The sequence below is a fragment of the Spirillospora sp. NPDC052269 genome (assembly GCF_040679435.1).
In the GTDB taxonomy this organism is placed as follows: Bacteria; Actinomycetota; Actinomycetes; order Streptosporangiales; family Streptosporangiaceae; genus Spirillospora.
This window is the reverse complement of the sequence record NZ_JBFAUU010000016.1, coordinates 200180-221721: the sequence shown is the minus strand read 5'-3', so window position 1 is coordinate 221721 and position 21542 is coordinate 200180. Positions and strand designations below refer to the sequence as shown.

At 71.6% G+C, this 21542-nt stretch carries 21 protein-coding genes; 8 read left to right on the top strand and 13 right to left on the bottom strand.

Features of this window, described 5'->3' with window-relative positions; all coding sequences use genetic code 11:
• Window positions 1–47 precede the first annotated feature (47 nt).
• The 3 genes from AB0L06_RS31650 to AB0L06_RS31640 all read right to left on the bottom strand — a co-directional run bounded on the left by AB0L06_RS31650 (window position 48) and on the right by AB0L06_RS31640 (window position 2096).
• Window positions 48–647, bottom strand: a complete 600-nt coding sequence (locus AB0L06_RS31650) for a TIGR03086 family metal-binding protein (RefSeq protein WP_500234795.1) — start codon at window positions 645–647, stop codon at window positions 48–50.
• A 77-nt stretch (window positions 648–724) separates the two neighbouring features.
• Window positions 725–1486, bottom strand: a complete 762-nt coding sequence (locus AB0L06_RS31645; protein WP_500234794.1) for an SDR family NAD(P)-dependent oxidoreductase — start codon at window positions 1484–1486, stop codon at window positions 725–727.
• A gap of 91 nt (window positions 1487–1577) precedes the next feature.
• The gene (locus AB0L06_RS31640; protein ID WP_500234793.1) at window positions 1578–2096 is read right to left on the bottom strand and encodes an HAD domain-containing protein; all 519 of its coding nucleotides are present in this window, start codon (window positions 2094–2096) and stop codon (window positions 1578–1580) included.
• Window positions 2097–2124: 28 nt separating this feature from the next.
• Between AB0L06_RS31640 and AB0L06_RS31635 the strand changes: the two genes are divergently transcribed.
• From AB0L06_RS31635 to AB0L06_RS31625, 3 genes are all read left to right on the top strand, one after another.
• Window positions 2125–2247 (top strand): hypothetical protein, encoded by a 123-nt coding sequence (locus AB0L06_RS31635; protein ID WP_500234792.1) that lies wholly within the window; start codon window positions 2125–2127, stop codon window positions 2245–2247.
• A complete protein-coding gene (locus AB0L06_RS31630) occupies window positions 2244–3716 on the top strand; it encodes an amino acid permease (RefSeq protein ID WP_500234791.1) in 1473 nt (490 codons plus the stop codon). The genes AB0L06_RS31635 and AB0L06_RS31630 overlap by 4 nt, the downstream gene beginning before the upstream one ends.
• Before the next feature lie 89 nt (window positions 3717–3805).
• On the top strand, window positions 3806–4621 hold the full coding sequence (locus AB0L06_RS31625) for a PIG-L family deacetylase (protein ID WP_500234790.1): 816 nt from the start codon (window positions 3806–3808) through the stop codon (window positions 4619–4621).
• A gap of 65 nt (window positions 4622–4686) precedes the next feature.
• Here AB0L06_RS31625 and AB0L06_RS31620 read toward each other — a convergent pair whose 3' ends face one another.
• Window positions 4687–5913 (bottom strand): ARPP-2 domain-containing protein, encoded by a 1227-nt coding sequence (locus AB0L06_RS31620; RefSeq protein WP_500234789.1) that lies wholly within the window; start codon window positions 5911–5913, stop codon window positions 4687–4689.
• Complete coding sequence (locus AB0L06_RS31615; protein ID WP_500234788.1) at window positions 5910–7433, bottom strand: hypothetical protein; 1524 nt, start codon at window positions 7431–7433, stop codon at window positions 5910–5912. The genes AB0L06_RS31620 and AB0L06_RS31615 overlap by 4 nt, the downstream gene beginning before the upstream one ends.
• A gap of 259 nt (window positions 7434–7692) precedes the next feature.
• On the opposite strand from AB0L06_RS31615, the gene AB0L06_RS31610 reads away from it, so the two are divergent.
• On the top strand, window positions 7693–8763 hold the full coding sequence (locus tag AB0L06_RS31610) for a phosphotransferase family protein (protein ID WP_500234787.1): 1071 nt from the start codon (window positions 7693–7695) through the stop codon (window positions 8761–8763).
• A gap of 213 nt (window positions 8764–8976) precedes the next feature.
• On the opposite strand, the gene AB0L06_RS31605 is transcribed toward AB0L06_RS31610, so the two are convergent.
• Window positions 8977–9621: a response regulator gene (locus AB0L06_RS31605; RefSeq protein ID WP_500234786.1), complete on the bottom strand. Its 645-nt coding sequence runs from the start codon at window positions 9619–9621 to the stop codon at window positions 8977–8979.
• The gene (locus AB0L06_RS31600; RefSeq protein ID WP_500234785.1) at window positions 9618–10853 is read right to left on the bottom strand and encodes a sensor histidine kinase; all 1236 of its coding nucleotides are present in this window, start codon (window positions 10851–10853) and stop codon (window positions 9618–9620) included. Before AB0L06_RS31600 ends, AB0L06_RS31605 begins: the two co-directional genes overlap by 4 nt.
• A 132-nt stretch (window positions 10854–10985) precedes the next feature.
• Between AB0L06_RS31600 and AB0L06_RS31595 the strand changes: the two genes are divergently transcribed.
• Both AB0L06_RS31595 and AB0L06_RS31590 read left to right on the top strand, forming a co-directional pair.
• Window positions 10986–11903 carry an ATP-binding cassette domain-containing protein gene (locus tag AB0L06_RS31595; RefSeq protein WP_500234784.1) on the top strand — a complete coding sequence of 306 codons (918 nt, stop codon included), beginning with the start codon at window positions 10986–10988 and terminating at the stop codon, window positions 11901–11903.
• On the top strand, window positions 11900–12670 hold the full coding sequence (locus AB0L06_RS31590) for an ABC transporter permease (RefSeq protein WP_500234783.1): 771 nt from the start codon (window positions 11900–11902) through the stop codon (window positions 12668–12670). The genes AB0L06_RS31595 and AB0L06_RS31590 overlap by 4 nt, the downstream gene beginning before the upstream one ends.
• A 14-nt stretch (window positions 12671–12684) precedes the next feature.
• Here the strand turns inward: AB0L06_RS31590 and AB0L06_RS31585 are convergent, their stop codons facing one another.
• Together AB0L06_RS31585 and AB0L06_RS31580 are read right to left on the bottom strand one after the other, a co-directional pair.
• Complete coding sequence (locus tag AB0L06_RS31585) at window positions 12685–13596, bottom strand: oxygenase MpaB family protein (RefSeq protein ID WP_500234782.1); 912 nt, start codon at window positions 13594–13596, stop codon at window positions 12685–12687.
• 148 nt (window positions 13597–13744) lie between these two features.
• Window positions 13745–14305, bottom strand: coding sequence for a TetR/AcrR family transcriptional regulator (locus tag AB0L06_RS31580; RefSeq protein ID WP_500234781.1), 561 nt, complete (start codon window positions 14303–14305; stop codon window positions 13745–13747).
• An 88-nt stretch (window positions 14306–14393) separates the two neighbouring features.
• On the opposite strand from AB0L06_RS31580, the gene AB0L06_RS31575 reads away from it, so the two are divergent.
• Window positions 14394–15338, top strand: a complete 945-nt coding sequence (locus tag AB0L06_RS31575) for an oxidoreductase (protein WP_500234780.1) — start codon at window positions 14394–14396, stop codon at window positions 15336–15338.
• 309 nt (window positions 15339–15647) lie between these two features.
• Here AB0L06_RS31575 and mctP read toward each other — a convergent pair whose 3' ends face one another.
• The 4 genes from mctP to AB0L06_RS31555 form a co-directional block, all read right to left on the bottom strand.
• Window positions 15648–17291 (bottom strand): monocarboxylate uptake permease MctP, encoded by a 1644-nt coding sequence (gene mctP / locus AB0L06_RS31570; RefSeq protein WP_500234779.1) that lies wholly within the window; start codon window positions 17289–17291, stop codon window positions 15648–15650.
• Window positions 17288–17521: a DUF3311 domain-containing protein gene (locus AB0L06_RS31565; protein ID WP_500234778.1), complete on the bottom strand. Its 234-nt coding sequence runs from the start codon at window positions 17519–17521 to the stop codon at window positions 17288–17290. Before AB0L06_RS31565 ends, mctP begins: the two co-directional genes overlap by 4 nt.
• Window positions 17522–17825: 304 nt before the next feature.
• Window positions 17826–18494, bottom strand: coding sequence for an RlpA-like double-psi beta-barrel domain-containing protein (locus AB0L06_RS31560; protein ID WP_500234777.1), 669 nt, complete (start codon window positions 18492–18494; stop codon window positions 17826–17828).
• A gap of 791 nt (window positions 18495–19285) precedes the next feature.
• Window positions 19286–19978 (bottom strand): hypothetical protein, encoded by a 693-nt coding sequence (locus AB0L06_RS31555; protein WP_500234776.1) that lies wholly within the window; start codon window positions 19976–19978, stop codon window positions 19286–19288.
• Between the two features lie 354 nt (window positions 19979–20332).
• On the opposite strand from AB0L06_RS31555, the gene AB0L06_RS31550 reads away from it, so the two are divergent.
• A complete protein-coding gene (locus AB0L06_RS31550) occupies window positions 20333–21520 on the top strand; it encodes a low temperature requirement protein A (protein ID WP_500234775.1) in 1188 nt (395 codons plus the stop codon).
• Window positions 21521–21542: the final 22 nt, after the last annotated feature.

Below are 21542 nucleotides of genomic sequence, written 5' to 3'. Positions count from 1 at the left end.
GGACACGTCCGGGGGTTTCGGACGCCTCCAGAGTCACGGGGGCTGTGTCACGGCTTCCAGTGCGGGTCGCGGCCGGACAGGCCGATCGTGCGGTCCAGCAGCGGCGCGTCCTCGGGGACGGCCACCTCCGGCCCGAACGCGCCGTGCTGGCGGCCCATCTCGGCGATCGCCGAGAGCCCGTCGTAGCAGTACTCGACCAGGCCCGGCGCGACCTCCAGCTCGAGGCCCAGCGCGGTCGCGACGTCCCAGGCGTGCAGGACCCACTCCCCCACCATCATCGAACCGATCATGGTCGCGGGCATGCCGGGCTCGGCCCCGGAGAGGCTGGTGTTGCCGGTCCAGGCGTCCGGGGCCTGCCAGGCGCGGGCGCTGACGGCCGCCTGCTCGGCGAACCGGTCGGCCCAGCCGGGCTCGGCGGTGAAGTCGTGGTCCTCCGGGGGCCCGGCGGGGTCGGGCTTGGCCTTGGCCGCGGCGTCGGCGGCCCGGCCGTTCCAGAAGATCACGTGGTTGACGGCGGTGCGGACGTCCCAGCCGGAACAGGGCGTCGGCGCGTCCAGGCGGTCGTCGGGGACCTCGCGGAAGACCGCGATGATCGCTTCCGCAGCGGGTCCGAACCAGGAGCGTCCTTCGATCATTTGTTCGACCATGGCGCCGACCGTAGACGCCGGCCGCCGCCGCTTCTTGGAAAAACGCGCCAAGTTCGGCGCGGCGCCTCAGAGGCGGCTCAGAAGGTGCCGCCGTCGACGACGACGCGCTGGTCGGTGACGTAGGACGCCGCGTCCGACACCAGGAAGCGGCAGACGCCCGCGACCTCCTCAGGCGAGCACACGTGGCCGTACGGGGACATGGCGTCCTGCCGGCGGATGTCCTCGACGCCCATCGTGGCGCGCACCAGACGCTGACCCATCTCGGTGTCCACGAGGCCGGGGGCGACGATGTTGACGTGCATGCCGTGGGCGCGCTCCTCCTTCGCGAGCGTGTGCGCGAGGGCCTCCATGGCGGCCTTGCCCATCGCGTAGGGGGCGCTGAACGGCGGGTGGATGCCGGTGATCACGCTCGACACGAAGATCACGTCCGCCCGGTCGGCGGCGCGGAGCAGCGGCAGGAGGCGCTGGGTGAGGCGGTGCGGGCCGATCGCGTGGACGTTCATCAGGCGCACGACCTCGGCCGGGTCGGTGTCGGCCACGCTGTCGCCCCGGCTGGCGATGCCGGCGCTGTGGACGAGGATGTCGAGGCGGCCGAAGTCGGAGACGATGTCCGCGGCGAGGCGTTCGCAGTCCTCCGGGACGTCCACCGAGGCCTGGTAGGCGCGGCTCTCCACGCCCAGTTCGGCGATGGCGGCGACGGTCTTGCGGGCGGCGTCCTCGTCGCGGCGGTAGGCGACGGCGACGGTCGCGCCGTCCTCCGCGAGGGCGAGCGCGATGGCCCTGCCGATCCCCCGGCTTCCTCCGGTGACCAGGGCGACGCGTTCGGCGAGAGCGCTCATCGATTCTCCTCGTGCTGGGCGATTGCCCTCATCCTGCACAGATCGGGGGCGCGCGCCTATGCGTCCGCCGACGCGATCGGCCTCGGGGCCGTCACTCGGCGATGGCCGGCGGGAGCCTCCGGCCGGTCAGCCAGGTCTCGGCGGTCTCGATGTGGGCCTCCGTGAGACCGGTCACAGGGTCGACGTGGACGAGCAGGTGATCACCGATGCCGGAGGTGGCCGCCAGGGTCTCGGCGGCATGGGGCTCGTCCTCGAACCAGATGAAGGCGCGGTCGCCGGTCCAGGCGGCGACGTGGCGGGCCTTCCAGGCGCCGAGGCTGTGCCCCTCCGCGACGCCGGGAAAGCGCGGCAGCGGGACGTACGGGAGCTTGGGGAGGCCGAGCCGAGGGCCGACCCAGTAGTTCGCCTCGTCCTCCCAGTAGGTCGCCCAGGCGAGCTCCGCGCCGGTTCGGGCGGCGAGCTCGCGGAGCATCCGGCCGTGACGGGCGTCCAGCCAGATCCTGACGGTCTCTCCGTCCGGGTGCACGCGGTGCCGCCGGAAGCGCCGGTGCGGACGGCGGAACGGGTTCAGGACGCCGTCGACGTCCACCAGCGCGAGAGGGGCTTCCATCCCCGCACGGTACGACGCACGAGGTGACGTGATCCAGGTCTCGTTTCATGGATCGTTTTTGGGACAACTTTTTGACAGTTTCGGTCTGCTGACCGAAACTGCATCGGTCGCGACCGAGCACATTCCGTGGAAAGGCGGCAACCAAGCGTGAGCGAGCAGGACCTCCGGACCCCCATGCCCGGCGCGGTGTCGCCGCCGGGCCGCGGCGCGGTCGTCGACGCCGGTGACGAGGGCTACCGCAAGAGCCTCAAGACCCGGCACGTGAACATGATCGCCATCGGCGGCGCGATCGGGACCGGCCTGTTCCTCGGCGCGGGCGGGCGGCTGCACAACGCCGGGCCGTCCCTCGCCATCGCCTACGCCGTCTGCGGTTTCTTCGCGTTCATGGTCGTCCGGGCGCTCGGCGAGCTGGTGCTGCACCGGCCGTCCTCGGGCTCGTTCGTGTCCTACTCGCGCGAGTTCATGGGCGAGAAGGGCGCGTACGTCGCCGGCTGGATGCACTTCCTGAACTGGAGCACCACCGGCATCGTGGACATCACCGCGATCGCCCTCTACATGCACTACTGGAAGGCGTTCACGACCGTCCCGCAGTGGCTGCTGGCGCTGATCGCCCTCGCGGTCGTGCTCACCGTGAACCTGGTCTCGGTCAGGTTCTTCGGCGAGTTCGAGTTCTGGGCGTCCCTGGTCAAGGTCGGCGCGCTCGGCGCGTTCCTGGTCATCGGCATCGTGCTGCTCACGACCGGGCACAAGGTCGACGGCTACGAGTCCGGGCCGAGCCTGATGTTCGACCACGGCGGGATCTTCCCCATGGGCGTGCTGCCCATGCTGGTGGTCATCCAGGGCGTCGTGTTCGCCTATGCCTCCACCGAGCTGGTCGGCGTCGCCGCGGGCGAGACCGAGAACCCCGGGAAGGTCATGCCGAAGGCGATCAACTCGATCGTCTGGCGGATCCTGCTCTTCTATGTCGGGTCGGTCGTGATCCTGGCGATGCTGCTGCCCACCAGCGCCTACCAGGACGGCGTCAGCCCGTTCGTGACCGTCCTGTCCAAGCTGGGCGTGCCCGCCGCGGGCGACGTGATGAACCTGATCGTGCTGACCGCCGCGCTGTCCAGCCTGAACTCCGGTCTGTACTCCACCGGCCGGATCCTGCGCTCGCTCGGCACCGCCGGCTCGGCCCCGCGCTTCACCACGCGGATGAGCCGCCACCAGGTGCCCTACGGCGGCATTCTGATGACCTCGGTGGTCTGCGTCCTCGGCGTCGGGCTGAACGCGTGGGTGCCCAAGGACGCGTTCGAGATCGTGCTGAACCTCGCCGCGATCGGCATCCTCGGCACCTGGGCGATGATCATGATCTCGCACCTGCTGTTCGTGCGGAAGTGCGAGCGCGGCGAGTTGGACCGGCCGTCCTACCGGCTGCCCGGCTCCCCGTACACCGAGATCCTCACGCTGGTGTTCCTGGCCGCGGTCGTCGTGCTGATGTGGTTCGACTTCGACGGCGAGGGGCACCGGACGGTGCTGGCCGTCCCGGTGATCGTCGCCGGGCTGGTGGCCGGATGGTTCTGCGTGCGCCGCCGGGTGAGGGCGGGCGGCAACCCCGTCGTCCTCAGCGAAATCGAGTAACGGGTTCTGTCGGAGGGTCCTCGTAGAGTGGATGCCGCCCCAACCACGGGCGGGCGGCAATCCCCCACCCACTGAGGAGTATCCGCACGATGGAACACCCACTGACCCTGATGGCGGTCCACGCCCACCCGGACGACGAGGTCCTCGGGACCGGCGGCGTCCTGGCGCGGGCCGTCGCCGAGGGCCACCGAGCCGTCCTGGTGACCTGCACCAACGGCGAGCAGGGCGACGACGCGGGCGGGCTGAAGCCGGAGGACGACGGGCACGACGCCGAGGGCGTGGCGCGGGTCCGGCTGGCCGAGCTGCGCGAGTCGACGTCCATCCTGGGCATCGAGCACGTCGAGCTGCTCGGCTACCGCGACTCGGGCATGGTCGGCTGGTCCACCAACGAGGACCCGCGCGCCTTCGCCAACATCCCGGTCGAGGACGCGGCGGCCCGGCTCGCCGAGTTGATGGAGAAGTACCGTCCGGACGTCGTGGTCACCTACGACGACAACGGCAACTACGGCCACCCCGACCACATCCAGGCGCACCGGATCGCGATCGCGGCGACCGAGAGCACCGGCATTCCGCGCAAGTTCTACGAGACGGCGATCCCGCGCTCGGGCATCGAGATGATGTTCGAGGAGGGCAGGAAGGCCGGGCTCGACCTCGGCGGCGAGCTTCCGGAAGACTTCGGCACCCCGGACGAGCTGATCACGACCGTGGTGGACGTGTCGGAGCACGTCCAGCGCAAGCGCAAGGCGCTGGAGGCGCACGCCAGCCAGGGCGAGAACATCTTCCTCCTGCGCCTCCCCGACGAGATGCAGGCGATGGTGTTCGGTTTCGAGTCGTTCGTCCGCCGGTTCAGCCGGGTGGACGCCTCGCTCCCGGAGGACGACCTGTTCGCCGGCCTGCGCGACTGATCCGCATCATCGAGTAAGGCCCGGGCCCGCTTTCGCGACCCGGGCCTTGTTCTCGTGTGCGGCGCTCAGCGGCGGGACGGGCGCCGGTCGCGGGCCGAGGCCCGGTAGTGGTCGAGGACGTCCTGGCGCAGGAGGTATCCGAAGCCCGCGCGCTGGAGTCGCAGCGCCAGCGCCGCCTCGTCGACGCCGAGGGAGGCGGCGGTGTCGGCGAACCGCCAGTCGTGCGCGGCCAGCCTGGTCAGCAGGTGACCTCGCCGGATCTGGGTCTCGGACAGCCGGAACGTCTTGAGGTAGGCGAGCCGCTGATCGGCCCCGTTGCCCACGGTGATCTGCTCGCCGATGTGGTTGGGGCGTCCGGGCGTGAACGACGGCAGGAACCGGTACAGCCGGACGTCCCGCATCCGCTGCACCAGTTCGGAGCGTCCGGGACGCTCGAAGACCTCCTCGGCCATCAGCTCGTCGTGGAAGTCGGCCCAGCCGCGTATCCGCCGTTCGGCCTCGGCGCGGAGGTCGGAGAGGGAGCCGACGGCGGTCTCGTCGATCGGCTCGGCCAGGTCGGAGACGGGCAGCCGGAGCAGTCCGTACTGGTAGACGAGCTCGCCGAACAGGTCCTCGACCAGGGTCGGGTGCAGGGCCCGGTAGTCGTCCGGGTTCGGGACGACGAACGCGCTGGCCAGGGCGTCCGCGACGTACACCAGGACGCCGCACTGACCGGGGTGCATCTCGAAGATCCGCAGCGCGTCGGCCAGGCCCGCGACGCTCATGCCGAAGTAGGCGCTCTCCTCGCGCGGGGACAGCCCGGACGCCAGCGCCCGCCGCGACCACTCCTCCCACGCGATCTGCGGCCCGCCGAAGTGCAGTGCGAGGTAGCCCTCGACGGCCAGGTGCAGCGGCAGGAACCGCAGCCGGTCGCCCGCGAGGCGGCGCGCCATCCGGCGGCGCACCCGGATCGGCAGGCCGGGCGGGCCGATGCCCTTGTCGTCGCGGTCGAGCAGGCGCGTCCCGTAGGAGGCGGTCATGCCGTCCCCGTCGTCCTCACAGCGGGCGACGAAGGCGTGCGGGATGTAGGAGAAGTAGTGAGCGCGGTCGCCGACCTCCACGATGGACGGCTCGTTGTAGACGCGCCGGTCGAGCCGCAGCCCGGTGATCGGCTCGTCCCGGACGAGCGGGACCAGCCGGATCGAGTTCCACGTCTGCGCGGGCATGGTGGCGAGCCCGGCCCGGCGGATCCAGCCCGGCCCGCGCCGGAGCGCGACGTCCCAGGTCGGCTCGGGCGGGAGGTCGGTGTTCACGGCGCCTCCGTCTTCGTGGTCGCTTCGCCGCTCACGTTCTCGCTGCTGGTCGTCTCCGGGAGGCCGCGGGGCTTCGCCGGGTCGAGGAAGCGTGCGACGCGGGTGTCGAGGTGGGTGCGGAGTTCGGGCAGGCCGACGCGTCCCTCGGCGAAACGCGCCAGTTCGACGAGGGTGAGCAGATCCTCGGCGTCGCGCACGCCCGCCGTCGGGACGGTCGGGGCGAGCCGCCGCACGTCGAAGTCGTCGGCGTCGTAGACCGGGTTGAGGTGCGTGATCGAGACGCGGCGGCCGGGGTCGAGGCGGGTGCGCCAGACGCGCAGGACCTCGGCGGCCAGGCCGGGCGGGGCGTTGTCGAAACCGTCCGAGATGATCACGAGGCGCTCCGGGGAGGTCTCGAGGGCGTCCAGGACGCGGGTGCCGAGCGGCGTCGGCCCGAACGGGTACAGCAGCAGCGGGTCGGCGCGGCCGGACGTCCAGAGCGGGACGTACTCCCCCGCGAGCGCTTCCAGAAGGAAGTGGCCGCCGAGCGCGACGGCCAGCGGCCGGCGGCGCTTCTCGGCCGAGCCGGCCGTGGAGAAGCTGTCGTCCAGGACGGCGGCGACGCGTCCCCAGCGTCCGGCGTCGGGCCCGGCGGCGCGGCGGGCGGCGGCGCGCAGGGCTCCGGTCAGCTCGTCGCGCCGCCGGGACCGCTCGTCCAGCGGCAGCGACAGGACGTAGGTGGCCAGGCGGGTCAGCGGCACCGTCGCGAGGTCGAGGTCGATCGTGGTCTTGTTCTCGCTCGCGTGCCCCTGGAGCCGGAGGCGCTCCAGCCGGGTCATGCTCGTCTCCGCGCGCTCCAGGAAGCGCTTGCGCGGGATGCCGTGCGCGGCGGCGAACCCCTCGGCGACGGTGAACGGCAGCTTGTAGACCGCCTCCTGCGCGTAGTGCGCCTGCCTCCAGGTCTCGAAGATCGGCGTGATGAACGGCTTGCCGGTCGAGCCGTGGAGGAAGCATCCGATCTCGTCCTGAACGTGCTTGGAAGCGTTCGGGGCGAGCGCGCGCGGATCGAGGTGCGCGTGCCGGACCGCGTCCTTCAGCGCGCTGCGGTACTTGACCGCGTCGAACGCCAGGTCGGGGCGAGCGAGGAGCCAGTCCCGGATGATGGCCCGGGTCCGGCGGTTGTTGACGCCGTCGCGGCGCAGGGCGCGGAACAGCCGGTACACGCGCTGCGGCGGGAGCTGTTCCAGCCGGCGTGCGACGAGCCGTCCCTCCAGGCGGCGCTGGGTCTCGTCGGCGTCGCGCGCGGTGGTCAGCAGTCCGCGGACGATCAGGGCGGCGTTGTGGTCGTTGATGTCCAGCGCGAGGGTCGAGGCGTACAGCTCACGGTAGTTCTCGCGCATGTAGTCGTGGAGGAAGCCGAGCGACAGCCGCTGCTCGTGGGCCCCGTGGTGGAACTCGCGCTGTCCCGTCCCGGTGATCGCCGCGTTGACGAAGGTCAGCACGTCCTCGCAGGCGACCAGGTCGGCGATCGTCTCGGTCATGGAGGGCTCCAAGGTGAAGGCGCCGGCCGGGGTGTGAGGGCACGAGCAGCGAATGATCGCATTAAAGGCGGTTTCCGGAAGTCGCACCGTAGACCCGCGGCCGGCAGGGCGACCGTAGCACCGGACGGTCGTCCTGATCATCCGAATATGTGGCGTTCGCGCGCCGTCCGATCGGGCCGCCCGGAGCCTGACCCGAGCGTCGACCTGCCCTGACCCGCTGTTACTCTCCGGTAGACGCCCCGAGGGAAGGAACCGGACCGTGCCGCAGCCCGAGCAGATCGACCCCGCCGTCGTGGACTTCGACGTCCTCGGCGCGTGGATGGACGAGCAGGACCTGCCCGGCGGGCCGTTCGAGGCCGTGGCACCGCTCAGCGGCGGCACCCAGAACATCCTGATCCGGTTCCGCCGCGGCGGCCGCGACTACGTCTTGCGGCGCGGTCCGAAACACCTGCGCGCCCGCACCAACGACGTGCTCCGCCGCGAGGCCCGCGTCCTGACCGCACTGGACGGCACCGGCGTCCCCGCGCCGCGGATCATCGCGGCCTGCCCGGACGAGACCGTCCTGAACGGCGCGGTGTTCTACCTGATGACGCCCGTCGAGGGCTTCAACGCGACGGTCTCGCTCCCCGACCTGCACGCCGGGGACGCCGGGATCCGCCGCGAGATGGGCCTGTCGGCCGCGCGTTCGCTGTCCGCCCTCGGCGCGGTGGACCACGGGGCCGCCGGTCTCGCCGACTTCGGCAAGCCCGACGGCTTCCTGGAGCGGCAGGTCCCGCGCTGGACGTCCGAGCTGGAGTCCTACTCGTCCCTGGACGGCTACCCGGGCCCGGAGATCCCCGGCCTGGACGCGGTCGCGGCGTGGCTCGAGGCGAACCGCCCGGCGACCTGGCGTCCCGGGATCATGCACGGCGACTACCACCTCGCCAACCTCATGTACTCCTTCGACGGCCCGGACGTCGCGGCGATCGTCGACTGGGAGATGTGCACCATCGGCGACCCGCTGCTCGACCTCGGCTGGCTGCTGGCCACCTGGCCCGACCGGGACGACGAGGGCTCCCTGCTGGCCGGGCCGCTCGGCGCGGCCGGGGGCCTGCCGTCCGCGGCCGAACTCGTCGCGGCCTACGCCGAGCGGCCCGGGGCGGTCGCCGGGCGGGACCTGTCGTCCATCACCTGGTACGCGGTGCTGGCCTGTTTCAAACTCGGCATCGTCCTGGAGGGCACGCACGCGCGGGCCTGCGCGGGCAAGGCGCCGAAGGAGACCGGCGACCTGCTGCACTCGATCACCCTCGGCCTGTTCCGCCGCGCCCACGCCTTCATCGCCGACGCCTGACGTCTAGGCCGTGTGGGAGAGTTCCCGCTGGATCCATATCGACTTGAAGGACACCTGCGGGTGACCGGGGAGGCTCGGTCGTCGCCGCCTACGACTCCGGTCTGGTCAGGCCGCGGGGACGGGAGACTGAGCCCGGCCGGGTACGGCTCTGGCCCACTGGATGGACGACCGGGAAGGCCGAGGCTGCTCGTGGCCGGCGGGATGGTCCTCTCATCATGGCGGCGGGGCTATGCCGTGGCGGTGTGCGATGAGGACGAGGTGGACTCGGTCGCGGGCCTGGAGTTTGGCGAGCAGGCGGCTGACGTGGGTCTTGGTGGTGCCCTCGGTGATGTGCAGGCGCGCCGCGATCTCGGAGTTGGTGTGACCTGCGGCGATGAGGGTCAGGACGTCGAGCTCCCGGCCGGTGATGCCCAGGCGGTCCGCGGACGGCGCGGGCGGACGGGCCGTGAAGGCGTCGATGAGGCGACGGGTGACGCTCGGGGCGAGGAGCGCGTCCCCGCGAACGACGGCCCGGATCCCGGCCAGCAGGTCGTCCGGCGAGACGTCTTTGAGGACGAAGCCGCCGGCCCCCGCGCGCAGCGCCTCGTAGACGTAGGCGTCGATGTCGAAGGTGGTGAGGACGAGGACCTTCGCCGACGTGGTGGAGGTGACCTCCCGGGTGGCGGCGATGCCGTCCATGACGGGCATGCGGATGTCCATGAGCACCACATCCGGCCGGTGGAGGCGGGCGGCCTCCACGGCCTCGCGGCCGTCGGCGGCCTCGGCCACGACGGCGAACCCCTCGGCGGCACGGATGATTCCGGCGAATCCGGCGCGCACCAGAGTCTGGTCGTCGGCGACCACGACCCGGAGGGTCACCGCGCGTCCCCGGCGAGTGGCAGGACGGCCTGGACCAGGAAGCCGCCGCCTTCGGAGGGCCCCGTCGTGACGCGGCCCCCGTGCAGGGCGGCGCGCTCGGCGATTCCGGCGAGGCCGTGGCCTCCGCCGTCATGGGCGGAGGGCCCACGGCCGTCATCGCGGACCTCGATCATCAGCCCCTCGGCGGTGCGGGTGACGGCGGCGTTCGCGGTGGCCGATCCCGCGTGCTTCACGACGTTGGTCAGTGCTTCCTGGACGATGCGGTACACGGCCAGGGCCACGCCCGGCGGCACGTCGCCCGTGTCGCCGGTGACCGTGAGGTCGACCCGGACGCCCGCCTGCCCGACCCGTGCGACCAGCGGTTCGAGGTCGGCGAGTCCCGGTGCGGGGGCCGCCACGCCGTCCTCGGCGGTCGTGCGCAGGACCGCCAGCAGGCCGCGCAGTTCCCGGAGCGAGTCGTGGCTGACCCGCTGGATGTTCTCCAGCGCCTCGGCGGCCAGCCCGGGGTCCTTGCCGATCACGAACCGGCCGTATCCCGCCTGGACCCCGACCACGCTCATGCTGTGCGCGATCACGTCGTGCACCTCCCGGGCGACGCGTAGCCGCTGCTGCGCGAGCTCGCCGTGCAGCAGTGCGGCCTCGTGGCCACGGAGCGCGGCGGCGTACGACCTGTTGCGGTGGACGAGCCGTCCCGTGACCGCGGCGGCCGACACGGCGAACACGCAGATCACCGCACCCTGCTGCAGTTCGGACGAGCCGAACGGAGCCGTCAGCAGCGCCGAGCCGACCGCGAGCCCGAACGCCGCGGCGGCCCACCGGAACGGTCGCGCCGCGGAGATCTGGTAGACGAGCAGGACGGCGACCACGACCATGGCCGTCGCGGCGGGGGTGGCGATCGAGTACCGTCCGGCCGCCGTCAGCAGCAGCATCCAGCCGGACCAGAGCGCGGCGGCCCCGGCGGACGGACGCGGTCGGCGCAGCACCAGCCCGACGCATGCCATCACCTCCGCGAGGACGGCGAGGACGAACGCGGACGGCGACGGCTGCGGGAACCCGAGGTGATGGGGATCGTAGGCCCGGTACAGGTGGGGCATCGCCCGGATCGCGATCGCGCCGAGCACCACGGCGACGACGCAGTCGATGGCGCCCCAGTGCCAAGGCCGCAGCCGCCTGCCCAACGGTGGCCGCGGACCGCCGGAGGCGAGCCGATGGGGCGGCCGTTCGTCATACATCCCCCCAAGCTAGGACGAGGCAGGTGTCCGCCGCGTCCTACCACGGTCATATATCCCTGGATGGATTCCTCCGAGAGGAGACACCTCCGCGGCCAGACGCGCGGCCTTGCGGGCGGCGGCAGCCTGGACGGCATGATCGAAACCCACGAGCTCACCAAACGCTACGGGTCCGCGACCGCCGTGGACCGGTTGTCGGTGGTGATCAGACCCGGCCGGGTGACCGGATTCCTCGGTCCGAACGGTTCCGGTAAATCCACCACCCTGCGCATGGTCCTCGGCCTCTCCCGGCCGACCGGCGGCCATGCCCTGGTCGGAGGCCGTCCGTACGCCGCGCTCCGGCATCCGCTGCACGAGGTGGGCGCGCTGCTCGACCCCGGCGCGGTCCATGCGGGCCGGACCGCGCGCGACCACCTGCGGGCCATCGCGCTCGCCGCCGGGATCTCCGCCGCCCGGGTCGACGCCGTCCTGGAGCTGACCGGGCTCACGACGGCCGGCCGCCGTCGCGCGGGCGGCTTCTCCCTCGGGATGCGCCAGCGGCTCGGCATCGCCGCCGCCCTGCTCGGGGACCCGCCGGTCCTCGTCCTGGACGAGCCGATCAACGGCCTGGACCCGGAGGGGATCCAGTGGATCCGGACCCTGGTGCGGGGCATGGCGGCCGAGGGCAGAACCGTGCTCGTCAGCAGCCACCTGATGGCCGAGATGGAGCAGACCGCCGACCACCTGGTCGTCATCGGCCGAGGAAGGCTCATCGCCGACACCGGCATGGCCGAGTTCGTGCGCCGCGCGTCCCGCAGCGACGTCCTCGTCCGTGCGGCCGACCCCGCCCGACTGGCCTCGGTCCTGGTCCGGGCCGGAGGGGACGTGTCGTCCGAGGCGGACGGCGCGCTGGCGGTGCGGGGCCTCGCCCCGCGGCGGATCGGCGACCTCGCCGCCGAGGCGGACGTGGCGGTCCACGAGCTCGCGGTCCGCGGCGCGACACTCGAACAGGCGTACTTCGAGGCGACCGAACACGCGGTGGAGTACCGGGCGAGCGAAGGAGGAGGGCGATGATGCGTGGAGCGGTGGCCTCGGAGTGGTTGAAGCTCAGGTCGGTCGACTCGATGCGGATCACGCTGCCGCTGGCGTGCGCGGCGTCGTTCGCGCTCGCGGTGCTGCCGTTCGCGAGCGACCCCGGCCGGTCGGCGATGAGCGCCGACAAGCTGGCCCGCTACGACCCGGTGGGCTACTGCTACAGCGGCGGCTTCCTGGTCGTCGTGCTCGCCGTCGGGGTGCTCGGGACGCTGAGCGTGACGTCCGAGTACGGCAGCGGGCTGATCGGCACGACCTTCCTCGCCGTGCCGCGCCGTCGCACCGTGCTCGCGGCCAAGGCGACCGTGGTCGGCGCCGCGGCGCTGGTGGCAGGGCTGACGCTCTCGCTCGGCATCTTCCTCACCGCGCAGCGAATCCTGTCGGGGAAGCACCTCGCCGTCGGCCTCGGCGACCCGGGAGCGCTGCGCGCCGTCCTCGGCGCGGGGGCGTTCCTGGCCGTGAGCGCGCTCATCGGGCTGGCGGTCGGCACGCTCCTGCGGCGCGCCACGGCCGCCACGGCCGCCGTGCTCGGCCTCTTCGTCGGCGCCAACCTGATCACCGGGGCCCTCGGCGACGCCGCCGACGCGGCCGGGCGCTGGACTCCGGTCCAGATCCTCAAGGGCCTGACCAGCACGCGAGGCGCCTCCGCCTCCCTGCCGAGCCCCACGGCGGCCGCACTCGAATGCCTGGTCTACCTGATCGTCCTCCTGGGCCTCGCCACGCTGGCCATCGACCGTCGAGACGCCTGACGGCGCCTCGACGGTCAGGGCGCGGCCGCGTCGTGAGTCCGGACCTTCAGGAGGCTGCGGTGCGGCCGGACGCCCGACTCGGCCAGACGGCGTGGGAGGTCCGCCATCAGCTCGCAGGTCTCGGGGTTGAACGGCCGTCCGGCGATCCGTTCCGGAATCAGCGCGACCAGGAAGCGGCCGACGCGCAGGCCCAGTGTGACCAGCGGCTGGACGCCCGGGACCTCGGGCAGCGCCCGGTACTCGTCCCGCGCCCACCGCGGCAGCGTGTAGTAGGCGAGCATCCCGACCGGCAGCCAGAGCGGCTTGAACGGGGCGAGCAGCCGCAGGTCGCGCGGCATCTTCGGCCACAGCAGGAACCGCACCGTCGCCCGGGACTCGGGGATCACCCGCAGGCCCAGCTCAGCGCGGGCCCGGTCGAAGTAGGCGGTCATCTCGGCGACGCTTCCCGGGACGTCCTCGGCGTGGAGGCCGACGTAGGTCGCCGTCCGCCGCTGCTCGTCGTAGTACCGGTCGCGTTCGGCGGGAGTGAGCCGCAGCCCGCCGCGCGCGATGACCTCGAGGTAGGACGACACTTCGGCGCAGTGCACCCACAGCAGCAACTCCGGCTCGTCCACGCGGTGGGTGCGACCGGTGTCCGGGTCCTTGATCCGCAGCGTCCGGTGGACGGCCCGGACCCGCGCGCCGAGCTCGTCGGCCTGCGCGGGCGTGCCGAGCGCCGTGACCGTGACGAAGTGGGCCGTGTTGAAGAGCCGCTTGAGCGGCTCCTCCAGGAAGTCGGAGTTCTGCCAGACTCCGCGCATCGTGGTCGGCTGGAGCGCCTGGAGCATGAGCGCCCGGACTCCCGCCACCATCATCAGCGGGTCGAGGACGACCCGCCAGGTCACGGTCTCGGGGCCGCGCACGATGAGCGTCGAGGTGTCCACCATGGTAAGCACATACTTACCGCAGGTCGGCGGAAATGAGAAGCCCTGGGGGCCGCGCGGATCTACGGCGACCCACCCGCGCGGCGGTGCCGCTTGCCGGCGGATGCGCTCGGGTTGGGCGGCTTCGATGAGCCGGCCCCCCAGCGCCTCTTCAGGCAGCCGGGGACGGGCTGGCGCTCAGGCCCTCACGCACGACAGTGATGATCCGGTCGCGTGCCGCGGGATCGGCGTGGTCGCGTTCCCTTGCCAGGCAACCGAACATGAGGGCCTTCACATCGGCGGTGTCGACGTCGGCGCGCACCGCCCCTGCCTGCTGCGCATTGGTCAGCAATTCACGCAGGGCGGCGGTCACGTCGTAGCCGGCCTTGGAGGCGGCGGCCTCCATGTCGAACCCCGTGCCGGCGAAGGCCTCGGCCAGCCCGCGGTTGAGCGCCCCCTCCTCGACCATGTAGGCGAAGTACTCGAAGAACGCCGCTCCGGCGTCCTGGGTCGTGGCCAGCGATCGCGCCCGGTCCATCAGTCGGCCTACCCGGTCGAGCACGATCGCCTCGAACAGCGCCTCCTTGGTGGGGAAATGCCTGCTGACGGTGCCGGTTCCCACGCCCGCCCGCCGGGCGATCTCCTGGACCGGGACGGCGAGCCCTTCGGCGGCGAAAGCCGCGGAGGCGGCCTCGAGCACCTTGGCCCTGTTGCGCTGAGCGTCGGCGCGCACGGATCGGCCTCCCTTGGCCATTGACAACCGGGATGAGCGTCCCGGATATTAACCGGGACGACAATCCCGATTCTACGGGCAGGACACGATGACACAATCACGCCTGCGGCAGCCGTGGTCCGCGGCGGATATCGGTGACCAGAGCGGGCGGACAGCGGTGGTCACCGGCGCCAACACCGGTGTCGGCTTCCACGTGGCGAAGGCCCTGGCCGAGCACGGCGCGACGGTCGTACTGGCTTGTCGCGACACCGCCAAGGCCGCTGACGCGTTCGCCCGGATCACCGCTGACGTTCCATCGGCGGCGGTCACGACCCTGGCGCTGGACCTCGCCTCACAGTCCGCCGTGCGGGAGGCGGCCGACCGTCTGCGCACGACACATCCTCGCGTGGATCTACTGATCAACAACGCCGGGGTCATGTGGGCCCCACGCGGCCGCACCGTCGACGGCTTCGAAACCCACCTCGCCGTCAACCATCTCGGCCACTTCGCCTTCACCGGGCTGATCCTCGATCTGCTGACCGGCACGCGCGGCTCCAGAGTCGTGACCGTGACCAGCCCTGCCCACAAGCGGGCCCGGATCGACTTCGACGACCTGCAGTCCGAGCAGCGATACCGGCCGGTCGCCGTCTACGGCCAATCCAAGCTCGCCAACCTGCTGTTCACCTACGAACTCCACCGACGGCTCGGGGAGGCCGGAGCGGCGACGATCTCCCTGGCCGCACACCCCGGCGGGGCGCGTACCGAACTCAACCGCACCATGCCCATCCTGTTCCGAGGCCGGTCGTGGGGGATCTGGCGGCCCCTCACCCACTCCGCCGCGACGGGAGCACTTCCCATCCTGCGGGCCGCGACCGACTCCGGCGCGTCCGGCGGGCAGTACTACGCCCCGGACGGGCTGGGCGAGTTCAAAGGCCACCCGGCCGCGCAGGAGTCCAGCCCCGGATCACATGACCTCGATGCACAACGGCGGCTGTGGGAGATCTCCGAGCGGCTGACCAGCACCACCTACGACTTCACCTCCACCCATGCCTGAACGGACGCCTCGCCGCCTCGGCAGGGCCGTGCTACGGCCCGGAACGCCCACCGTCCTCCTCGGCCTCGCTGCCGGAACCTTCACCACGATCACCGGGAGGCGGCGTCGGCGTCGGCCGGTAGGCGGACGAGTTCCTCCCAGCCGCACCGGTCCGCCCACGACGGCTCTCTAGCCGTCCCGCCCTCGCACCACCAAAGCCTGGTACAGCCCAACCAGGCGGTGATCCGGCGACAGCGCGCCCGCCCTAACAGTTCAGGGGCCGAACGCCGCAAGCGCTCGGCCCCTGAGCTGCAGGACTCCGTTCCGTCGTCAGCTCGCGGCCGGGGTGAGCTCACGGCCCGGGTCGCCCGAGTCGCCCGGCTCGGCCGGACGGTCCGACGCGTCGGCCGTGTAGTCGGACGGGTCGGTCTCGTCCGTCCCGTCCGGGACCTTGACCAGGCGGAACACCAAGGTCAGCACCACCGCGACGGCGATGTTGAACACGAACGCGGTCAGCGCGATGTACCCGGTGTGCCCGACGAGCGGGATGTCGGCGATCGACTGCCCGAAGTGCTTCTGCGTCGGGGACGAGGTGCCGTAGGCCGTCCAGGTGCCGTAGACCATGCCGACCGCCCATCCGGCGAGCAGCCCCCACCGGTGGAACCAGCGTGTGAACACGCCGATCGCGAGGGCCGGGAAGGTCTGCACGACCCAGATCCCGCCGAGCAGCTGGAGGTTGATCGCCAGCGACTTGTCGAAGCCCAGCACGAACACCAGCGCGCCGATCTTCACCAGCAGCGAGACGAACTGCGAGACCCGGGTCTCCTCCGCCGGTGTGGCGTCCGGGCGGATGAAGGCGGTGTAGACGTTCCGGGTGAACAGGTTGGACGCGGCGATCGACATGATCGCCGCCGGGACCAGCGCGCCGACGCCGATCGCGGCGAACGCCACCCCGGTGAACCACTGCGGAAACGTGTGGTCGAACAGCAGCGGCACCGCGAGCTGCGGGTTCTTCGCCTTGGCGACCCCCTGCGCGACCTCGGGCGTGGCACGCGCCATGTAGCCGAGCAGCGCGAGGAAGCCCAGGACGAGCGAGTAGGCGGGCAGCAGCGCCGCGTTCCGGCGGATCACGTCGCGCCGTCCGGCGGCGAGGGCGCCGGTCACGGTGTGCGGGTAGATGAACAGCGCCAGCGACGAGCCGAGCGCCAGCGTCCCGTACGCCCAGTGCGTCATGTTCGAGGTGATCAGCGAGCCGGACGGCTTTCCGGTCGCCGGGTTGGGCTTGGCCAGCGACGCCTGCGAGGCGTCGAAGATGTGCCCCCAGCCACCGATCTTGGACGGGATGTACAGCACCGCCACGATGATCGTCAGGTAGATCAGCGCGTCCTTGACGAAGGAGATCAGTGCCGGGGCGCGCAGCCCGGAGGTGAAGGTGTAGGCGGCCAGCAGCGCGAACGCGATGAACAGCGGCAGGTCCCGGGCGAGGCCGGACCCGGTGACGCCCATCACGGTGAGGACGGCCTGGATGCCGACCAGCTGCAGCGCGATGTACGGCATCATCGCCAGGATGCCGGTCAGCGCCACCGCGAGGCCGAGCCCCCTCGACCCGAACCGTCCGCGGACGAAGTCGGCGGTGGTCACATAGCCGTGCCGGTGTGACACCGACCACAGCCGGGGCCCGACGAGGAACACGATCGGGTAGGCGATCGCGGCGTAGGGGACCGACCAGAAGCCCATCGCGCCGCCCGCGAAGACGGCGGCGGGCACGGCGATGAAGGTGTAGGCGGTGTAGAGGTCGCCGCCGAGCAGGAACCAGGTGACGAACGTGCCGAAGCTGCGTCCGCCGAGGCCCCACTCGTCCAGGTGCATGATGGTCTGGCCGCGCCGCCAGCGCGCGGCGGCGAACCCGACCACGGTGACGGCCGCGAAGAAGAAGACGAAGATCGTCAGTTCGAGGCTCTTGACGTCCTTCACCGGGCCCCACCGCCTCTGCGCCGGGTCAGCAGGTGCGCCGAGCCGATGCAGACCGCGGTCAGCACCACCCAGAGAAGCTGCCACCAGTAGAAGAACGGGAAGCCCGCGAGCCGCGGGGTGATCTTGGCGTAGGACGGGACGGCCAGGTAGACGGGGAACGGCAGGACCAGCAGCACACCAGCGACGATCTTGCTGGCGAGCCCGGGCCCGGCGGAAGGCGGTTCGTTCACGGGTGAGAACCTCCCTTGGGGGGACGGCCGCAGGGGGGCGACGCACCCGCCATCCTGAAGGTTCGGGCCGTCCGAAACCAGCCCCCGGCGGCCGCTTTTCGGCTCTCAGGAACGATCCGCCCGCCCGTTCCCGTCGTCCGGCCGGGCCACCCGCGTCCGAACCCGCGAAGCAGCGGGCACCGTAGACGGGAGGCGGCGAGGACGCGCGGACGCAGGTGAGGACGCAGACGCGCGAAGGGCGTTCCGCCGACCGGTGGTCGATGGAACGCCCTTCGCGCGTTCGGTGATCGCCTTAAGGCGGGGATCACATGGCCTTCGGCATGCCCTTGCTGCCGGCGCCGGAGCCCCAGGAGAGGATCTCCCACTTGACGCCCTGGAGGTGGCCCTCGCCGGTGCCCGAGTTGTACTTGCTGGCGGGCTTGCCGCCGTCGAGCAGGTACCGGAAGGTGTAGGTGTCCAGGTCGAGCATGACGCCGCTGCGGGACGGCGCGCCCGGGCCTCGGTCGCCGACGAAGCCGGTGACGCTGCGGTCGCCGTAGCTCACCTTGACCTTGGTGCCCAGCGGCCAGCTCGGGCTGGCGAACAGGCCCTTCTGCATCGGCTTGCCGCCGGCGGGGGCGCCGGTGTCGCCGTTGACGCCGGAGCCGTCGTCCCAGAAGTAGGACGCCTTGGTGGAGCCGGCCAGCAGCGCCTTCGGCTGCGCGGCCTTCTTCTGCGCGGCGGCCTTGTCGGCCACGGCCTTCTTCTGCGCGGCAGCCTTGTCAGCGGCGGCCTTCTGCGCGGCGGCCTTCTGCTGCGCCGCGGTCTGCTCCTGGGTGCGGGAGAGGTCCAGCGCGGCCTGAGTGGACTGCGCCGCGAGCTTCCCGCGCTCGGGGGTCTCGTCGCCTGCCATCGCGACACCCGCCACCAGGAATCCGGCCAGGGTGGAGCCGGTGAGAGCGGTGATGGCGATGTTGAGCGCACGCTTCTGCATGGAAATCCTTTGTTCGGCGGACAGGGCAGCCGTTTCCAGGCCGGGCGGGGGCCCGGACGGAGTGTGGAAACGACCCCGAGTACGTCACTCGGGAAAGAGCCATCAGAGACGGAAACCCACGCTTGAATGCCCCGTGACAACGGGAGGGAGATTCCGCGCGCACACTTGCGGTTGGACCGCGACCATGACCCGCTCTACGGCGGACAGGGCGAGTGTGCGGGAGTGCACCGGCCAGGGGCGTCTTGCCACTACCTGGGCGGACGTTGCATGGACGACCGCGTTCCGGTGCCGGGGTCCCCGTCTGGCGAACGGGGGATGACGGCTACGAAAAGGCCGAGTCAATGGTTCTTGACCCGAAGCCAGAACCCACTGTACGTGGCATTACCACGGTTCTGTCAAATCCCGGCCTACTTTACCTTTCGAATGGTAGATCTTCTTTCCGGAATCCCTTGCAGGACAGGCCTTTCAGCGCTTTGCGTTCGGCTTGCTGTCGCCTGGTTCACATCGGGATCGGGCCCTCAGACGGCCCTTTGGCCACCCTTGGGACCGCTCTGGGGCCGTCCTGGGATCACCCTGGGACCGACCTAGGCCGTCCGGACGGTCTCGCGCCCTCGACGGGCGGCCGTCCCGCCCTTGAACACACGAAAGCCCGGGAGACTTCCGTCTTCCCGGGCTGTGCGTCAGCGTCCTGCGTGGGGCCTGGTCGCCACCTCTCCCAAAGGCAAAGAGAGGCGGAGGCTCCAGGCGATCGGCGGCGCGGCCGTCTCAGCGGGCGCGCTCGCCCTGTGTTCTCAGCGGAAGGTGGGGTACCCACCGGTGTTCGCCGCGGGGTATCCGCCCGTGTTCACGGCGGGATACCCGCCGGTGTTGACGGCCGGGTAGCCACCGGTGTTGGCGCCTGGAGCGGGCGCGAACGGGTCCTGCATGCCCGGCCCCTCCCGGTACGGGGCCGCTGGGCCGTCATGGAACGGCGACGGCATGGCCGGACCGTCCGCATAGGCGGGGCCATTGGCAAAGCCCGGACCCTCGGCAAAGGACGGGCCGTCCCCGAAGGACGGTCCGGACGGCATGGCCGTCGCCGGGTGTGCCGCGAAGGGGGCCTGAGCCCCCGGCTGCGCCGCGAACTGCCCGCCCGGCTGCGCCGCGAACGGCGAGGCCGAGGGCTGCTCCGGAGCACCGTAGTGGGGCTCGGGATTGCCGTAGGGCTGATGCGGAGCCGGCGCGGGCTGCGGAGCGTGCAGCGAACCGTCCATCCGGCGCGGCTCTGAGGCCGGCGGAGCCCCCCGATCACCCAGCGCGGCGATCAGCGCACGGGCGGTCTCGTCGTCCAGCCGGACGAGCACGCTCGGCCGTCCTGCGGGGTCGACATAGGGGGAGATCGACGGTGACGCGATGCTGCCCGGAAGGTTCCGGGCGAGCTCTTCGCGCAGGTCGTGGGCGAGGCGAAGCGCCTGTCGGTCGCTGTCGCTGAGATGTGCGGTCATCGCGATCTCCGGGGAGTCACGTGCGGGGGCCGGGGGCAATCCTGCTAGGAATAGCGTGCAGGTGCAAGATCTGATGCACGTGCAGATTCACGGATCATTTGGCGCCACACCCGTCCCGGACGCCCGTTCGAGCCCCTCCCGAGCACCCCGCCAACGGCCTCCGGAGAGCCCGGCACCATCCGCCACCAGCCCCTATTCCATAAGGGTTCCCGCGCCTCACGGCGTCCCGCGACGCCCGCAGGTCCCACACGCGCGGGCGCGCGGCCGGAGAAGAAAGATCGGAACTCGGCGGACGCGGCGCGCGAGCGGAGGCCGTTCGGTGATCGCAAGTGACCACTTCCCTACGATGCGCTCATGACCGAGCGCCCCGTGATCGTCGGCCGCCCGTGGCGGCGGCGGATGAAGGCCCGCAACCCCGCCGAGCGGCACCGGGTGGCGTCCTCCCTCGAGCTGTTCTTCGATCTCTGCTTCGTGGTCGCCGTCGGCGCGGACGCCGCGCGCCTGGAGCACTCGCTCGCCGAGGGCCACGTCCTCGGGGGCGTCGTCGCGTTCCTGGTGATCTTCGCGGCGATCAACTGGGCGTGGCTGAACTACGCCTGGTTCGCCTCCGCCTACGACACCGACGACACTTACTTCCGCCTGGCGACGATGGTCGTCATGGCGGGAGCCCTGGTCCTGTCGGCGGGCGTCCCCCGCGCCTTCGACCATCAGGATCTGCGGGTCCTGGCGGTCGGCTACGCGATCATGCGGCTGGGCCTGGTGTCCCAGCGGCTCCGCGCGGCGGGCGGCGACCCCGAGCACCGGACGACCATGCTCCGCTTCCTCACGGGCGAGAGCGCCTGCACCGTCTACTGGCTCGCGGTCGCGTTCGCCGCGCCCCACGACTGGCAGCCCTGGCTGATCGTGGCCGGGATCGTCGCCGAGCTCCTCGTGCCGCCCTGGGCGGAGGCCGCCGGCCTGACGACCTGGCATCCGCACCACATCGCCGAGCGGTACGGGCTGCTGACGATCATCGTGCTGGGCGAGACGGTCCTGTCGTCCACCAACGCGGTGCGGGACGCCCTGACCGGCGACGCCTCGCTCCGGCTTTACACGATCGCGGCCGGGGGCCTGGTCACCGTCTTCGGCATGTGGTGGGTGTACTTCTCGATGTCCTCGGCCGGGCTGCTCACAACGCTGCGAAAGGCGATCGCCTGGGGATACGGGCATTACGTGATCTACGCGTCCGGGGCGGCCGTCGGGGCGGGGATCGCCGTGAACGCCGCCTACGCGACGCACGAGGCGCACATCTCGTCCACGACGGCGGGGCTGGCCCTGACGATTCCGGTGTTCTGCTACCTGCTGGTGGTCTGGTGGCTGCTCGTGCGCCCGCACGGGGCGGACGCCCCGTACGCGTGGGGCATGCCGGTGATCGGGTTGTTGGGGGTCGCCTCGTCCTGGACCGGCCACGCCGTCGCCATCACCGGCGTCCTCATGGCCCTGCAGATCCTGTTGAGCATCTGGGCGCACGGCACGAAGGGGCCTCGACCGTCCTTGTCCTAGGGCGTCGCTTCCTTTGGTGGGC

Bases quoted from the DNA above. Each gene is read 5' to 3' on its own strand.
- AB0L06_RS31625 (WP_500234790.1), top strand. From the start codon at position 3,806: ATGGAACACCCACTGACCCTGATGGCGGTCCACGCCCACCCGGACGAC.
- AB0L06_RS31560 (WP_500234777.1), bottom strand. From the start codon at position 18,494: ATGCAGAAGCGTGCGCTCAACATCGCCATCACCGCTCTCACCGGCTCC.
- AB0L06_RS31615 (WP_500234788.1), bottom strand. From the start codon at position 7,433: ATGACCGAGACGATCGCCGACCTGGTCGCCTGCGAGGACGTGCTGACC.
- AB0L06_RS31595 (WP_500234784.1), top strand. From the start codon at position 10,986: ATGATCGAAACCCACGAGCTCACCAAACGCTACGGGTCCGCGACCGCC.
- AB0L06_RS31600 (WP_500234785.1), bottom strand. From the start codon at position 10,853: ATGTATGACGAACGGCCGCCCCATCGGCTCGCCTCCGGCGGTCCGCGG.
- AB0L06_RS31585 (WP_500234782.1), bottom strand. From the start codon at position 13,596: ATGGTGGACACCTCGACGCTCATCGTGCGCGGCCCCGAGACCGTGACC.
- AB0L06_RS31590 (WP_500234783.1), top strand. From the start codon at position 11,900: ATGATGCGTGGAGCGGTGGCCTCGGAGTGGTTGAAGCTCAGGTCGGTC.
- AB0L06_RS31550 (WP_500234775.1), top strand. From the start codon at position 20,333: ATGACCGAGCGCCCCGTGATCGTCGGCCGCCCGTGGCGGCGGCGGATG.
- AB0L06_RS31640 (WP_500234793.1), bottom strand. From the start codon at position 2,096: ATGGAAGCCCCTCTCGCGCTGGTGGACGTCGACGGCGTCCTGAACCCG.
- AB0L06_RS31575 (WP_500234780.1), top strand. From the start codon at position 14,394: ATGACACAATCACGCCTGCGGCAGCCGTGGTCCGCGGCGGATATCGGT.
- AB0L06_RS31555 (WP_500234776.1), bottom strand. From the start codon at position 19,978: ATGACCGCACATCTCAGCGACAGCGACCGACAGGCGCTTCGCCTCGCC.
- AB0L06_RS31645 (WP_500234794.1), bottom strand. From the start codon at position 1,486: ATGAGCGCTCTCGCCGAACGCGTCGCCCTGGTCACCGGAGGAAGCCGG.
- AB0L06_RS31650 (WP_500234795.1), bottom strand. From the start codon at position 647: ATGGTCGAACAAATGATCGAAGGACGCTCCTGGTTCGGACCCGCTGCG.